Annotated in this window: 14 protein-coding genes; 1 reads left to right on the top strand and 13 read right to left on the bottom strand. The window is 67.0% G+C overall.

Annotated features, from left to right (window positions below):
- Positions 1-30: 30 nt before the first annotated feature.
- Positions 31-585, bottom strand: a complete 555-nt coding sequence (gene scpB / locus VVS03_RS00070; RefSeq protein ID WP_368534043.1) for an SMC-Scp complex subunit ScpB — start codon at positions 583-585, stop codon at positions 31-33.
- Between the two features lie 109 nt (positions 586-694).
- Here scpB and VVS03_RS00065 point away from each other — a divergent pair, with 109 nt between their 5' ends.
- On the top strand, positions 695-1,264 hold the full coding sequence (locus VVS03_RS00065) for a GNAT family N-acetyltransferase (protein ID WP_368534044.1): 570 nt from the start codon (positions 695-697) through the stop codon (positions 1,262-1,264).
- 20 nt (positions 1,265-1,284) lie between these two features.
- Here VVS03_RS00065 and VVS03_RS00060 read toward each other — a convergent pair whose 3' ends face one another.
- The 12 genes from VVS03_RS00060 to VVS03_RS00005 all read right to left on the bottom strand — a co-directional run bounded on the left by VVS03_RS00060 (position 1,285) and on the right by VVS03_RS00005 (position 12,441).
- Complete coding sequence (locus VVS03_RS00060; protein ID WP_368521238.1) at positions 1,285-2,079, bottom strand: ScpA family protein; 795 nt, start codon at positions 2,077-2,079, stop codon at positions 1,285-1,287.
- A gap of 40 nt (positions 2,080-2,119) precedes the next feature.
- Complete coding sequence (locus tag VVS03_RS00055; protein WP_368519434.1) at positions 2,120-3,001, bottom strand: ParA family protein; 882 nt, start codon at positions 2,999-3,001, stop codon at positions 2,120-2,122.
- A gap of 144 nt (positions 3,002-3,145) precedes the next feature.
- Positions 3,146-4,075: a site-specific tyrosine recombinase XerD gene (gene xerD, locus VVS03_RS00050; protein WP_368534045.1), complete on the bottom strand. Its 930-nt coding sequence runs from the start codon at positions 4,073-4,075 to the stop codon at positions 3,146-3,148.
- Positions 4,076-4,085: 10 nt separating this feature from the next.
- On the bottom strand, positions 4,086-4,724 hold the full coding sequence (locus VVS03_RS00045; protein ID WP_368534046.1) for an NUDIX domain-containing protein: 639 nt from the start codon (positions 4,722-4,724) through the stop codon (positions 4,086-4,088).
- A 15-nt stretch (positions 4,725-4,739) separates the two neighbouring features.
- Positions 4,740-5,672 (bottom strand): copper transporter, encoded by a 933-nt coding sequence (locus VVS03_RS00040; protein WP_368534047.1) that lies wholly within the window; start codon positions 5,670-5,672, stop codon positions 4,740-4,742.
- On the bottom strand, positions 5,669-6,862 hold the full coding sequence (steA, locus tag VVS03_RS00035) for a putative cytokinetic ring protein SteA (RefSeq protein WP_368534048.1): 1,194 nt from the start codon (positions 6,860-6,862) through the stop codon (positions 5,669-5,671). The genes VVS03_RS00040 and steA overlap by 4 nt, the downstream gene beginning before the upstream one ends.
- 26 nt (positions 6,863-6,888) lie before the next feature.
- Entirely contained in the window at positions 6,889-8,625 is a 1,737-nt protein-coding gene (recN, locus tag VVS03_RS00030) for a DNA repair protein RecN (RefSeq protein WP_368534049.1), read from the bottom strand.
- 30 nt (positions 8,626-8,655) lie between these two features.
- Entirely contained in the window at positions 8,656-9,543 is an 888-nt protein-coding gene (locus VVS03_RS00025; protein WP_409338389.1) for an NAD kinase, read from the bottom strand.
- A 14-nt stretch (positions 9,544-9,557) separates the two neighbouring features.
- Positions 9,558-10,373 carry a TlyA family RNA methyltransferase gene (locus VVS03_RS00020; protein WP_368534051.1) on the bottom strand — a complete coding sequence of 272 codons (816 nt, stop codon included), beginning with the start codon at positions 10,371-10,373 and terminating at the stop codon, positions 9,558-9,560.
- Positions 10,373-10,540 carry a hypothetical protein gene (locus VVS03_RS00015; protein WP_290226144.1) on the bottom strand — a complete coding sequence of 56 codons (168 nt, stop codon included), beginning with the start codon at positions 10,538-10,540 and terminating at the stop codon, positions 10,373-10,375. Before VVS03_RS00015 ends, VVS03_RS00020 begins: the two co-directional genes overlap by 1 nt.
- Positions 10,540-11,526, bottom strand: a complete 987-nt coding sequence (locus VVS03_RS00010; RefSeq protein ID WP_368534052.1) for an HAD-IIA family hydrolase — start codon at positions 11,524-11,526, stop codon at positions 10,540-10,542. Before VVS03_RS00010 ends, VVS03_RS00015 begins: the two co-directional genes overlap by 1 nt.
- Positions 11,527-12,441, bottom strand: a complete 915-nt coding sequence (locus tag VVS03_RS00005; protein WP_368534053.1) for a hypothetical protein — start codon at positions 12,439-12,441, stop codon at positions 11,527-11,529.
- Between the last annotated feature and the right edge of the window lie 265 nt (positions 12,442-12,706).

Here is a 12,706-nt window from a genome sequence, read left to right as displayed (position 1 = left end):
CACGCTAAACGCCGCGAGCGGGCCGCGGGCCTAGTACTCCTCGTCGATGGCGTCGACGTCGGGCAGAAGCGGGGCCAGGTCGGGCAGGCGGGAAAGAGAGTCGATGCCCAAAAGCTCGAGGAAGAGTTCGGTCGTCTCGTAGCGGTGGGCGGAGCCCTCGAAGTCCTCCTCCGGTAGCTCCCGAATGAGCCCGCGTAGGGTGAGCGTGCGCATCACGCCGTCGACGTTGACGCCGCGCACGCCGGCGACTTGGGCGCGGGTGACCGGCTGGCGGTAGGCCACGACGGCCAGGGTCTCCAGCGCGGCCCGGGACAGCTTGGACTGGGCGCCGTCGAGCACGAAGCGCTCGACCTCCGCGGCGTTGGCGGGGCGGGTGTACAGCCGCCAGCCTTCGGCGGTCTCGCGCACGTCGATGCCGGAGCCGCGCGCGTCATACTCCTGCGCCAGCTCCCGCAGCAAGTCGCTGACTACCGTGGTCTCCTCGCCCAGTGCCGCGGCCAGCTGCTCTACCGGCGCGGGCGCGTCCAGCACCAGCAAGATCGATTCCAGGCGGGAGCGCTGCTGGGAAATCATCGGCAAATCCATGCGCCACAGTCTAGACGCCCGGTGCGCCCCAGGCCGCACGGGAAGAAAGTTTATCTAACCTTTACCCAATCACACTTGACACTACGTGTGACGTGAATAACATGGTGTCATGGATACGATCACACGAACTGACCGCCTGCTCCTGATCCCGCTGTCGACGGCCAACGTGGAAGAAGCCCACAAGGTCTACGGTGACAGCCGCATCTGGACCCACCGCCCGAACGCGCGCCACATGGACATCCGCACCACGCGCGCGCTGACCGAAGTAGCCAGCGACTCCTGGTCCGAGCACCAGCTCGGCCCGTGGAGCGCCTATTTCCGCGACCGCCCCAGCGAGTTCCTGGGCGTCGGCGGCGCCGAATACGTCGACGGCGCCGGTGGCTTCTGGGACATCAAGTACCGCCTCCTGCCGGAGCATTGGGGCCAGGGCATCGCGACGGAGCTGACTAAGCAAGCTATCGACTCCGCCCGCCGGGTTAACCCGGATGCGCCAATCACCATCCGCGTGACCACCAACCACCCAGCCTCCTCGCACATCGCCGAGAAATTCGGGTTGGAGAAGATGTGGGAGGGCCGCCGTGTCGGCACCGAGGACAACCCGGACGAGCCGGACGTGCGCGTCTACGCCGACCGCCAGCTGTCCGCCGAGGTGCTCGAGTTCATTCAGCAGCGCCCCTAATACCCCGCTGTGGTTGCCGCCTAGTCCCAGTTGGCCGCGGCAACCACGGCGGGGTCTACGTCTAGCCCGGTCCAGCTCACCGAGAGCGGACCGAGCGACTCCGGCTGCTCGGTGTCGACGGCCCTGGCCTTATACAGCTCGAGCAGCGCCAGGAACCGGCCGACCACCTGCATGGATACCGTGCAGTCCCGGGTGAGGGCCGAAAAACTCATCCACCGGGCCTGGCCCAGCAACTTGAGGGTGTCCATGATCTTGCCGGCCTGCTCCGGGACGGACACCGCCACCTGGTGCACGTGCCCGATGCCCACTTCCTCCGGCGGCTTCGGCCGGAAGACGCTGGCCGCCAGCTCTGCAAAGCTAGCAGGGCTGTGGCCGAGCCGAACCGGGGGCAGCAGATCCGCGAAGCGCTCTTCCATACTGACCGCCCGCGGGTAGCGCCGTTGCGCGTGGCGCTGCCACTCCGCGAACTGGTCCGCGACCTGCTTGTAGGCCTTGTACTGCAAAAGGCGCGCGAAAAGCAGATCCCGGGATTCGAGGAGTTCTAGGTCCTCCAGGTCATCGACCTCCCCGCGCGGCAGCAGGCGCGCGGCCTTGAGATCCAACAGCGTGGCGGCGACGACGAGGAATTCCGTGGTCTCGTCCAAGTCCGCGTCCACCCCCAACGCGCGGGTGTATTCGACGAATTCGTCGGTCACCTCAGACAGCGCGAGGTCGGTGACCTCCATCTTTTTGGACTGGATGAGCTGCAAAAGCAGGTCGAAGGGGCCCTCGAAGTTATCCAGTGCGATCCGGAAGCCGGTGATTTCGGGCTGCACCGGCTCCCCCGCCGGCGCCTCGGCTACCGCGGCTTCGTTCTTAGCCACGCGACGGGCTGGTGCGCTCAATGACCTCGAGCGCCAGGTTGTGGTACTGCGAGGCCGCCTGCGAGCTCGGTGCCCAGGTGGTGATCGGCTCGCCGGCCACGGAGGTCTCCGGGAAGCGGACGGTGCGCGTGATGACCGTGTCGAAGACCTTGTCGCCGAAATACTCGACCACCCGCGACATGACCTCACGGGCGTGCTTGGTGCGGCGATCGAACATGGTCACCAGGATGCCCAGGATCTCCAGATCGAAGTTGATGCGGTCGGAGACCTTCTCCACGGTGTCCGTCAGCAGGGCCAGGCCGCGCAGGGAGAAGAACTCGCACTCCATCGGGATGATGACGCCTTGGGAGCAGGCCAGCGCGTTGACGGTCAGCAGGCCGAGGGAAGGCTGGCAGTCGATGATGATGAAGTCGTAGTCGCGACGCACCGGGCGCAGAGCGCGGGCCAAGGTGTGCTCGCGGCCGACCTCGTTGACCAACTGGATTTCCGCCGCGGACAGGTCAATATTGGCGGGCACGAGGTCCAGGCCGTCGACCGCCGTGTGCTTGATGGCGGAGTGGATAGAGGTCTGGCTATCCAGCATGACGTCGTAGATCGTGTCTTCAATCTCGTCGTGGGTCAGCCCCAGCCCCGCCGAGAGCGCGCCCTGCGGGTCTAGGTCCACGAGGAGCACGCGGCGGCCGAGCTCCGCGAGGCACGCCCCCATGTTGATGGTCGAGGTGGTCTTGCCGACCCCGCCCTTCTGGTTGCACATGGAGATGATGGTCGCGGGCCCATGGGAATCAAGGGGTGCGGGCTCGGGCAGCTCACGAACCGGCCGGCCCGTCAAGCCCACTTCGACCTCAGAGGCATCGAACAGACCATCGTCGCTCACAGTCACACCTGCTTCCTTGACTAGCTAGCGCGCCACGCAACGCCGGTACCGCAACTAGCAATTACACGCTTGTAATTAACACATTACCCTTAGACCGTAACGCAGCGACACCCAACCGTCACAGTCAAGGCTGTTTGATTGATTTTACGCGCGCGGGTGGGCCGTCCGCCACACCTCGCGGAGGGAATCCGCGCTGACGTGGGTGTAGATCTGCGTCGTCGTCACCGAGGAATGCCCCAGCAGCTCTTGCACGGTGCGCACGTCCGCGCCGCCCTCCAACAGGTGCGTGGCAAAGGAGTGGCGCAGGGTATGCGGGGAGATCTTCTTGGTCAGCCCGGCCCGCCCCACGGCCTGTTGGATAACCGCCCACGCGGATTGGCGCGACAGGCGCTTGCCGCGGGTGTTCAAAAACACCGCCGGGCTTAGTCCGCGGCTCAGAGCCGGGCGCCCGCGCACCAGGTAGGCGTCTACGGCGGCCTGGGCCATCGAGCCGACCGGCACTAGGCGCTGTTTGCCGCCCTTGCCCTCGAGCTTGAGGATGCCTTCGCCGCCAGAGATTTCGTCGACGTCCACGCGCATGAGCTCCGAGATGCGCGCGCCGGTGCCGTAGAGCATCTCCAGCAGCGCGCGGTCGCGCAGATCCAGCGCGGTCGCCTCCGGCCCCTGGGGCACGGCATCGATAAGCGCGGAGACCTCGTCCACGGACAGGGGCTCGGGAAGGTGGGTGCCGGTCGACGGCGGCGAGACCTCCGCGGCCACGTCGACGGCCACCTCCCCCTCGGTGACCGCGAACTTGTGCAGGCCGCGGGCCACGACGAGCGCGCGGTTGGCCGAGGAGGCGGCCAGCGGCTTGTGCCCGGCATAGCCCCGATGCAGATCCGCCATATAGGCCTCGACCTGGCTGGTGGTGACCTCCCGAAGGTCGCTGACCCCGGCCTGCTCCAGCCATTCCAGGTAGCGGTTGACGTCCCGGCGGTAGTTGCTCAGCGTATTGCCCGCGGCGCCGCGCTCGACGGCCAGGTGGTTGAGCCAGGTATCCGCCACCCCGCGCAGCGGGCTGTGGTGATCACTCACCGCTGCTTACTCACAGCTTCTTGAGATCGGGGCCGGGCCGGCGCGCCGCGATCGAAGTCGGGCGCAGCTCGAAGGGGGCATCGACCCCGCGCAGGGTACGCCCGCCCTGCTGGTAGGCGAAGGCCGCGAGGATTCCGGCGACCGCGATGGAGTTGACCACCTGGCCGGAAAAGACCATATCGACGGCCTCCCCCAGGTCGACCCAGGCCCGTTCCATGTCGGCCTCCTCGTCGCCCACCGCGTCCAGCAGTTCCACCTCGCGCAGGTTCTGGGCCAGGTAGATCCGGCTGGCCTCCTCGCAGAAACCAGGAGAGGTCACTATGTCGGCCAGGACCGCCCAGTCTTTGGCGGCGAGGCCGGCTTCTTCCTGCAGCTCCCGCTGGGCGCCGTCGAATGCCGGCTCGTCCTTGACGTCCAGCAGCCCGGCGGGGATCTCCCACAGCCGCTGCCCCACCGAGTGGCGGTACTGCCGGATGAGCGCTACCTGACCCTTATCGTTGAGTGCCACGATGGCGACCGCGCCCATGTGCTCGACGACCTCGCGGTAGGCCTGGTGGTCGTCCGGCATGGAGACCAAGTCCTTGCGGACGGCGATGATCGGAGCATCCAGGAGGAACTCAGAATCGAGCGTTGTAAATTCGTGGGCCACGGTACCCCTCTCGTGCTAGTTGGATTCGGGCTTGGCCGGCGCGGCGGCTTCCGCCGAGGCCGCGGAGCCGTAAGCGCCGTGTCCGCCGTCGAGCTGCTCGGCGATCGCCAGGACCGCCGCCATCCGGGCGAAGGAACGGTCCACCGAATCCACGGTGGACACCTGCGAATCGGAACCGCGCAGCGAGCCGATCACGCCGTCCGGGGCGGCCTGCTCCACACGGCCGGCCAGGACGGTGTTACCGCCCACTTCCTCGAGCGCCTCGGCAAAGGTGCCCAGCGTCTCCGTGGCGTAGCCTTCCTTCTCGGAACCGGTCACCAGCAGCACCGCCTGCGCCGGGCGCATGGTGCCGTCCTCGTAGTCGATGAAGCCGGCCTTGCGCAGCGCCTGCAGCAGCTGTGCCCGATCATCGACGCTGGCCAGCGGCTGGGCGTCGTCCGGGTCCATGAGCATGGCCGCACCCAGGGCCTGGCCGGCGTGCGTGCCGGGCGAGATCTTGTCCTCGCTCAGCTTCGCCCCGGCAGGCAGGGTGTTGGCCACGATGGACTTGAGCTCGTCGGCCTTGTCCTGGGTGAAGAAGTCTTCGGTCAGCTTGAGGTGGCCGGCCTTCGGTGCGCCGGCGCTGTGCAGCAGGGACTGCAGGCCGCGCAGATCGCCGTCGGCGGCGTCCGGGGTGCTGATGACCAGCACCGGGCGATCGCTCAGGGTGTCGCGCACCGTATCCGCGCTAAATTCCCGCACGACCGAGTCGGAAGAATTGGCCTGGGCGCGAGCGATCTCCTTGTCCTGGACTGCCTTCTCGTAGTCGCTGCTATCGCTAGTGCCGCCTCCGGCCTGGGTGGTATCCATGGACGGGGCCAACACCAGTGCGCCCAGGGCAACGCCGGCGGCTACACCGAAACCAAGCCCGGCGATGACGCCGCCGGGAACTGCGCTAGAGCCTTTCACTTGAACCACCCTTGGACGGTCAGCGCCAGGTTATTCCAGGTGTCGACGAGGTTGTCGGTGAAGCCGGCGTCGCCGCCGAGTCCGACCACCAGCACGATGACCGCCAGGGCGACCAGGAAGCCCAGGATGGCCCACAGCCACGCGCTCCCGCCACCGCGGTTGACCGTGTAAAGGTTGATGATGGCGTCCGCATCCACCACGCGGGTTCCCGCTTTGACCCGCGACAGGAGTGCGGCCGGAGTGGCGTGCGGTCGGTCGGCAAAGACGTCGTCCAGATCCACGGCGTTGCCGACCTGCACGATCATCTGGGCGTCGTGGTAATCGGCCAGCAGCAGAGCCAGGTCCGTCGCGGACTGGGTGGCCGCCGGGAAGGTCATCGCACCGATGCCCAGGTCCTGGATGCGCTCCAGGCCCTCGGCGGTCCCGTCCGGCTCGGCCGGCAGGATCACGCGCGCGCCAGAGCGCAGCGTCTCGGCGGCGATACCCGCCGGGTTGCCCACGATGAGATCCGGCTTGTACCCGAGCTCCACCAGGGTGTCGGCGGCCGCATCGACGCCGATCAGGTACGGCTCGTACTCGCGAATGAAGTTGTGCAGGTCCTTGACCTTGCCGCGGTGGCCCTCGGTGTCCGAGACCACGACGACCTTCCGGCCCTGCATTTCGGATCCCGCGTCCGGAACGCCGAGGCCGTCGATAAGCAGCGGGCCCTCGGAGTGAATGAACTCGATGGAGTTGCCGAAGTAGGCCTCCATGTGGTCGATGAGGCCGCGCTGGGCGTTGGCGAACTCGTCCTCGGCGGCGGCGCGCTCGACGAGCTTGCCCGTGCCGATCGCCTTGTCGCCGAGGTACACGGTCCCGTCGTCGGTGATCCGCGCCTTCTTACCGTCGCGGAACTCCGACATGAAGGCCTCGCCCAGGTCCTCGAGGAGAACGACCTCGGCGTCGAGCAGCATGTGCGGGCCATAATTCGGGATGGCGCCCGTGGTGAACTTGTTGAGGTTGATTACGGCAGCAGGGGAAATATCCACCAGGGCCTGGGCCTCCTGGCGGGAGATATCTGCGGCGCTAATGACGGCAATATCACCGGCATGGAACTTCTTCATGCCTTTGCCGCCCGGGGTGCAATCGCGCAATGCGCCGTGCAGCCCCGGCAGGTCGTCGTTGCGGGAAAACAAACTCATGTGTGGCATTGTTCCCTGTCCCGGGGCAAAAGTGGTCAAGGCGCGCGGAAAGATGCGACTTCCGCTTGCGCTTTGTCAAATAATTCCGCCGCGTGGGCCCGGCCGGTGGCCGTGTCGTCGAGGCCGGCCAGCATGCGCGCGAGTTCTTCTATGCGCTCCTGCCGGTCCAGGTTGGTCACGCCCGAGGTCACGGTCTCGTCGGAGACCTCCTTGGCCACGTGCAGGTGGGAGTCCGCGTAGGCGGCTACCTGCGGCAGGTGGGTGACCACGATGACCTGGTGGTTGCGCGCGAGCTTGGCCAGGCGGCGGCCAATCTCGACAGCCGCGCGGCCGCCCACCCCGGCGTCCACCTCGTCGAAGACCATCGTTCCGCCCTCGGTGTCGGCGGAGAGGATCACCTCGAGGGCGAGCATCACGCGCGAGAGCTCACCACCGGAGGCCGAGCTAGCCAGGAGGCGGGCGTCGGCGGCGTCGTTAGGTGCCATGGCCAGTTCCACCTCGTCCGCGCCGGTGCGCGAGTATTTGGCCGGCCGGACGGCTACCTCGATGCGCGCCTTGGGCATCGCCAGCCCGCGCAGCTCCTGGGTCACGGCCTCCGCTAAGTCCCCCGCCGCGCGCGTGCGCTCCCGGGTCAGCACTTCCGCCGCGGCAATCATTTCCTTTTCGGCCGCCGCGACGTCCTTCTTCAGCTCCTCGAGCGCCTCGCTGGAAACATCCATGGTGCCCAGCTTGGCGACGGCCTCGTCCCGCCAGGCGATTACCCCCTGGATATCCGGCGCGTATTTGCGGGTGAGTTGTTTGAGCTCCTGCTGGCGGACCAGGGACTTTTCCAACAGGTTGGGGTCTGCCGGCAGCTGGCCGAGGAACAGGCCCAGCTCCCCGGAGATATCCGCCAGCTGGGCGGTGATCTCCTGCATCCGCTCGCCCAGCGCCTGCAGCTGAGAATCCGAGCTGGCAGCCAGCGCCGCCGCGGCGGCACCCAGCTGCGTGGAGGCAGCCTCCTGCTCGGCGTAGCCTTCGCCGGCCGCGGCGCCATCCGCGTCCTCGATGCCCTCTGGGCCGTCGATGCCAGCCAGCGCCGTGGTGGCCGCGTCCCGCAGAGCGTCGACGTCCTGGAGGCGCCGGATCTGCTCGACTAGCTCGGTGTCTTCCCCCTCCGCCGGGCTGACCTTATCGATCTCGTCGACGGCGAACTGCAGGCGGTCGACCTCTTGGGCCATCTCGCGGCGGGATTCGGTCTTGCGCTTGAGTTCGCGGGCCAGCTTGCGCCAGGCAGTGAATTTCTCGGTATAGGCCTCGCGCAGGCCGGGCAGCGCCTCGTCGGAGCGGTCCAGGGCCGCCAGCTGCTGCTCCGGCGCGAGCAGGCGCAGCTGGTCGTTTTGCCCGTGGATGGTTAGCACCTCGCCGGTGAACTCGGCCAGGGTGGCGGCCGGAACGGCCCGCCCGCCCAGGTGGGCCTTGGAGCGGCCGGCTGCCCAGACGGTACGGGTGGTGATGAACTCGCCGTTGTCGTCGGGCTGTCCACCGGATTCCTCCACGATCTCGGCGGCGCGCTGGGAGGGGGTAGCAAAGGTGCCTTCCACGACGGCTTTCTTCGCCCCGCTGCGCACCCGGGAGGCGTCCGCGCGGGCGCCGGCCAGCAGGCGCAGGCCGGTGACCACCATGGTTTTACCGGCGCCGGTCTCACCGGTGAGTACTGTCAGGCCATCGGCGAGCTCGGCGCTCGACTTATGGATGACACCCAGATCTTCGATGGTGATATCGGTTAGCACGCCTATCACTGACTCCTTCCGTGGGGGCGTTTAGCGCTGCGGTCCCCGCCAGCCCTCGACGGGAAGACGCAGCTTGGACACCAGGCGGTCCGTGAACGGGTGATCGTCGAGCCGGACCCAGCGCACCGGCCGTTCGCCGCGGACGACCTCGACGCGGGAGCCGGGTGGCATGGCGATCTCGCGGAACCCGTCCATGTTAACCAACGCCGCCGACGTTTCGGAGGCTGATTCGACGGCCACGGTCGATTTCGGGGAGACGACCAGTGGCTTAGTAAACAGCGCGTGGGCGTTGTTGGGCACCACCAGGATGGCATCGAGCTCCGGCCACAGCACTGGGCCGCCGGCAGAAAAGGCGTAGGCGGTCGAACCAGTAGGCGTGGATATCAGCACGCCGTCGCAGCCGAAGGCCATGACCGGGCGGGCGTCGACCTCCAGGATGGCGTCCAAGACCCCGGAACGGTTGAGGTTTTCCATGCTGACCTCGTTGAGGGCCCAGCTGCGGCCGATCAACTCGTCGTCGGGACCGGTGACCGTGACATCGATTGTCATCCGATCTTCGATGCGGTAGTGCCGGGAGACCACGCGCTCGATGGCCTTGTCCAGGGATTCGGCCTCCCATTCGGCCAGAAAGCCAACGTGGCCCAAGTTGATCCCCAGCACCGGCACGTCCACGGCTCGGGCCATGTCCGCCGCGCGTAGGAAGGTCCCGTCGCCGCCCAAGACCAGTACCAGCTCGCAGCCTTCGGCTGCCGCGGCGGTGTGCTGGACGTGCGGGAAGTCGGGCAGGATCTCGGCCGGGGCGCACACGCGCACGACGATGCCGGCCTCGTCCAGCAGCTGCGCCGCCCGGTCCGTGGCCGCCAAGTTGGTGCTGCGGCCGGCGTGGGGCACCAACAGGATTTCCCGCTGCTGCGACACCGAATTCTCCTGGCTCACTGCGGCCCCTCCTTGATTGCCTTGTCGATCATTGATTCCAATTCTGCCTGCCCCGGCTGGGTCTGTGCCGCATCGGCGACCAGATGCAGGAAGTATTCCACGTTCCCGCTCGGTCCCGGCAGCGGCGAGGCGCACACACCGCGGCAGCTTAAGCCCAGCTCCTGAGCAAAAAGCGCGATGTCGCGCGTGACCTCGGCGCGCAGCTGCGGCGAACGCACCACCCCGCCCTGTCCCAGGCGGTCCTTGCCGACCTCGAACTGGGGCTTGACCATGGGCAGCAAGAAGGCCCCGGGCTGAAGGCAGGACACGATAGCCGGCAGCACCAGCTTCAGGGAGATAAACGAGAGGTCGCCGACCATGGCATCGGCCGGCTCGCCGATGGTTTCCAAATCCAGGTGCCGGATATTGGTCCGGTCAAAGACCCTCACGCGCGGATCGTTCTGGAGGCGCCAGAGCAACTGGCCGTAGCCAACGTCGACGGAGAGCACTTCCTTCGCGCCGTTGCGCAGGCAGACGTCGGTGAATCCGCCCGTCGATGCCCCGGCGTCGAGCACGCGCTTGCCTTCCAGCGAGACGTCAAAGGCTTCCAGCGCGCCCAGCAGTTTGTGGGCGCCGCGCGAGGCCCAATCGTCCTCGGGGGCGTGTTCGACCCGGATGGAGGCCTCCGGCTCCACGATAGTGGCAGGCTTGGCCGCCTTGAAGCCGTTGACGAAGACCCGGCCGCTTTTAATCATCTCGACGGCCTGCTCCCGAGAACGCGCGATTTTCCGCCGGACGAGCTCCGCGTCCAGCCTCCTGCGTGCTGGTGGCATTAGTTCTCCTGCAGCGCCGCACGCAGGACCTCGTGGGCGTTGTTGAGTTGGTCGACTTCCTCCGGCAGGTCCCCAGCCGGTTCGTTGAAGATCTCCGCGATCTTGGAGTCCACGTCCTCCGGGCTGACCTGGGTCTGCCGCGGATCGTGTGGGATGGGACGGGCCATTACCACCACGCCCCGGTGGCCTGGTCGGCCGCGTCGGAGACCGGGCGCACGTACCGCGGCGAGTGCGGCATGGCCCAGGCGACCTCGAGGACAGTACGCAGCGCCTGCACCGGGGTGGCCCCCGGATCGCCGGCGCTCAGGATGATGTCCTCGCCGTCGACGCGGGCGTGGAAACCGCCCTGGGCGCCAGGCCGCAGCTCGGCTTCCGGCAGGTTGATATCCTGCAAGGACTCGCCGATAAAGTTCGGGCGCTGGTCTTCTTCTGCTTCGATTAGCGCCAGCGGGCCGGAGACCCCCGTGAGGACGTGGAATGTATCCACCCCGGCGGCGTTGCCGCCCTGGATGTCAGTGTCCAAGCGGTCACCTACCGCCAGCGGGGCCTTAGAGCCAATCCCCTGGACGGCCTGGGTGAACATGGCCGCGGCGGGCTTGCCGGCGGAGGCCGGCTCGACACCGGTTGCGGTGGATACCGCAGCTACCAAGGAGCCGTTGCCCACGGCCAAACCGCGTTCCATCGGCAGCGAGGTATCCAGGTTGGAGGCGTAGAACTTCGCCCCGTTGCGGATAGCCAGGGCCGCCTCGGTCAGTTCCGCCCAACCGATAGCGGGATCGAAGCCCTGCAAGACAGCTTGCGGATTATCGTCCGCGCTAGTTACGACGTTAAAGCCCGCCTGCCGGGCCAGCTGTCGGAAGGACTCCGCGCCGATGACGAGCACCGTCGCGCCGGCGGGCAGCTCTTCACTGGCCAGCTTCAGGCAGGCCTGGGCCGAGGTCAAGACGTGCTCCGCGTCAGCCTTGATTCCCATGCCGACCAGCTTGTCGACTACCGCCCCGGGGCTCCGGGAGGCGTTGTTCGTGATATACACGCACGGCAGGCCGCAGGCGTTGATGATATCCACGCTGGCGCCGATGGGCCGGTCGCCCTCCCACACCGTGCCGTCTAGGTCAAGCAGCAAAGAGTCGTGGGACTCCAACAGGGACGCCATCTAGCCGATTTCCTTTACGCGCTCGGCGGCATCGGTCCACTCGCCCTCATCAATGGCGACAGTGTGCTGGAACCAGTCCTTGGCCTCGTCCTTGCGTCCGGCCAACTCGAGCGCGTTGGCGTAGGCGTAGGACAAACGGCAGGCGCTAATCCCGCGGTCGTCCTTGTTCGGGTTCAGCCGGGACAAGGTCACCACGGCGGATTCGTTCTGGCCCAGATCCTGGCGGGCGCCGGCCAAGACGATGGCCAGCTCGATACGGGACTCGTCGTCCAGCTCCTTCGCCTCCGGCTCCTTCGCGAGCTCCAGAGCCTTCTCCGGCTTGCCCAGACCGCGCTCGCAGTCCGCCATCACGGCCATCAGGCCGGGCCCGCCCGAGATACGCCGCGCGGCACGCAGCTCCGAGAGGCCTTCCTTCCACTCTTGGGCGCGGTATGCGGCGATGCCGTTGACCTCCCGCACCACGGATACCCGCCCCGCGCGGTTCTTCGCTGCCCGGGCGTGGCGCAGGGCCAGCTGCGGGTCGTCGTCCATCCAGGTGGCGGCCATGATCATGTGCTTGGCAACAGCCTCCGCGTTGTCCTTGGACAGCACCTTCAGGTCCTGCAGAACCATCGGGTCGAGGTCCCGCACGTCGATATCGTTCGGGAGATCCGGATCGGCCATACGCTGGTTCAGACGCTCCTCGCGGAAGCCGCTGCGCTGCGGGTGGCTACGGCGCTGCTGGGAATTGGACTTGCCCCCGCGGCCCTTGTGGGCCGGCTTGCGACCGCCCCGGTTGCCGCCGTTGCCACGGCGTTCATCGCGGGAGCCTTCCGAGCGCTTCCCGTAGGGCTTGCGACCGCCTTTGTGGCCACCGCCGCGACGCTCACCGCCGGCGGAATCAAAAGACTTACGGCCACCTTCGTTGTCTGACATACCTAAATCCATTTCTACCATCGCGACAGCAAACTAATACCCGCCCATTCTACTAGGCCCGGGCGCTCAGTTATGAACCCGCACCCGGGGTGAACTAACACCACGTGGGCCAAGAACCGGCAAGCCTGGTGCGGGCATGAAAAAGCGCCCGGTAAGACAGTCATCGGGTGACTGCCCTACCGAGCGCCTTTACTTATTGAGTTATTTTTTCGTTTGGTGTCGGCGGTAACCTACTCTCCCACAACCTCCCGGTTGCAGTACCATC

This window comes from Corynebacterium sp. LK2537, assembly GCF_040946485.1.
Classification (GTDB): domain Bacteria; phylum Actinomycetota; class Actinomycetes; order Mycobacteriales; family Mycobacteriaceae; genus Corynebacterium.
Note: the sequence above shows the minus strand (reverse complement) of the source record. Positions and strands in the feature narration are given on the sequence as shown.

What these genes read in the sequence shown, in the direction of transcription:
- scpB (WP_368534043.1), bottom strand. Translation starts at nt 585, where the DNA reads ATGGATTTGCCGATGATTTCCCAGCAGCGCTCCCGCCTGGAATCGATC.
- VVS03_RS00065 (WP_368534044.1), top strand. Translation starts at nt 695, where the DNA reads ATGGATACGATCACACGAACTGACCGCCTGCTCCTGATCCCGCTGTCG.
- steA (WP_368534048.1), bottom strand. Translation starts at nt 6,862, where the DNA reads ATGCCACACATGAGTTTGTTTTCCCGCAACGACGACCTGCCGGGGCTG.
- VVS03_RS00020 (WP_368534051.1), bottom strand. Translation starts at nt 10,373, where the DNA reads ATGCCACCAGCACGCAGGAGGCTGGACGCGGAGCTCGTCCGGCGGAAA.
- VVS03_RS00015 (WP_290226144.1), bottom strand. Translation starts at nt 10,540, where the DNA reads ATGGCCCGTCCCATCCCACACGATCCGCGGCAGACCCAGGTCAGCCCG.
- VVS03_RS00010 (WP_368534052.1), bottom strand. Translation starts at nt 11,526, where the DNA reads ATGGCGTCCCTGTTGGAGTCCCACGACTCTTTGCTGCTTGACCTAGAC.
- VVS03_RS00005 (WP_368534053.1), bottom strand. Translation starts at nt 12,441, where the DNA reads ATGTCAGACAACGAAGGTGGCCGTAAGTCTTTTGATTCCGCCGGCGGT.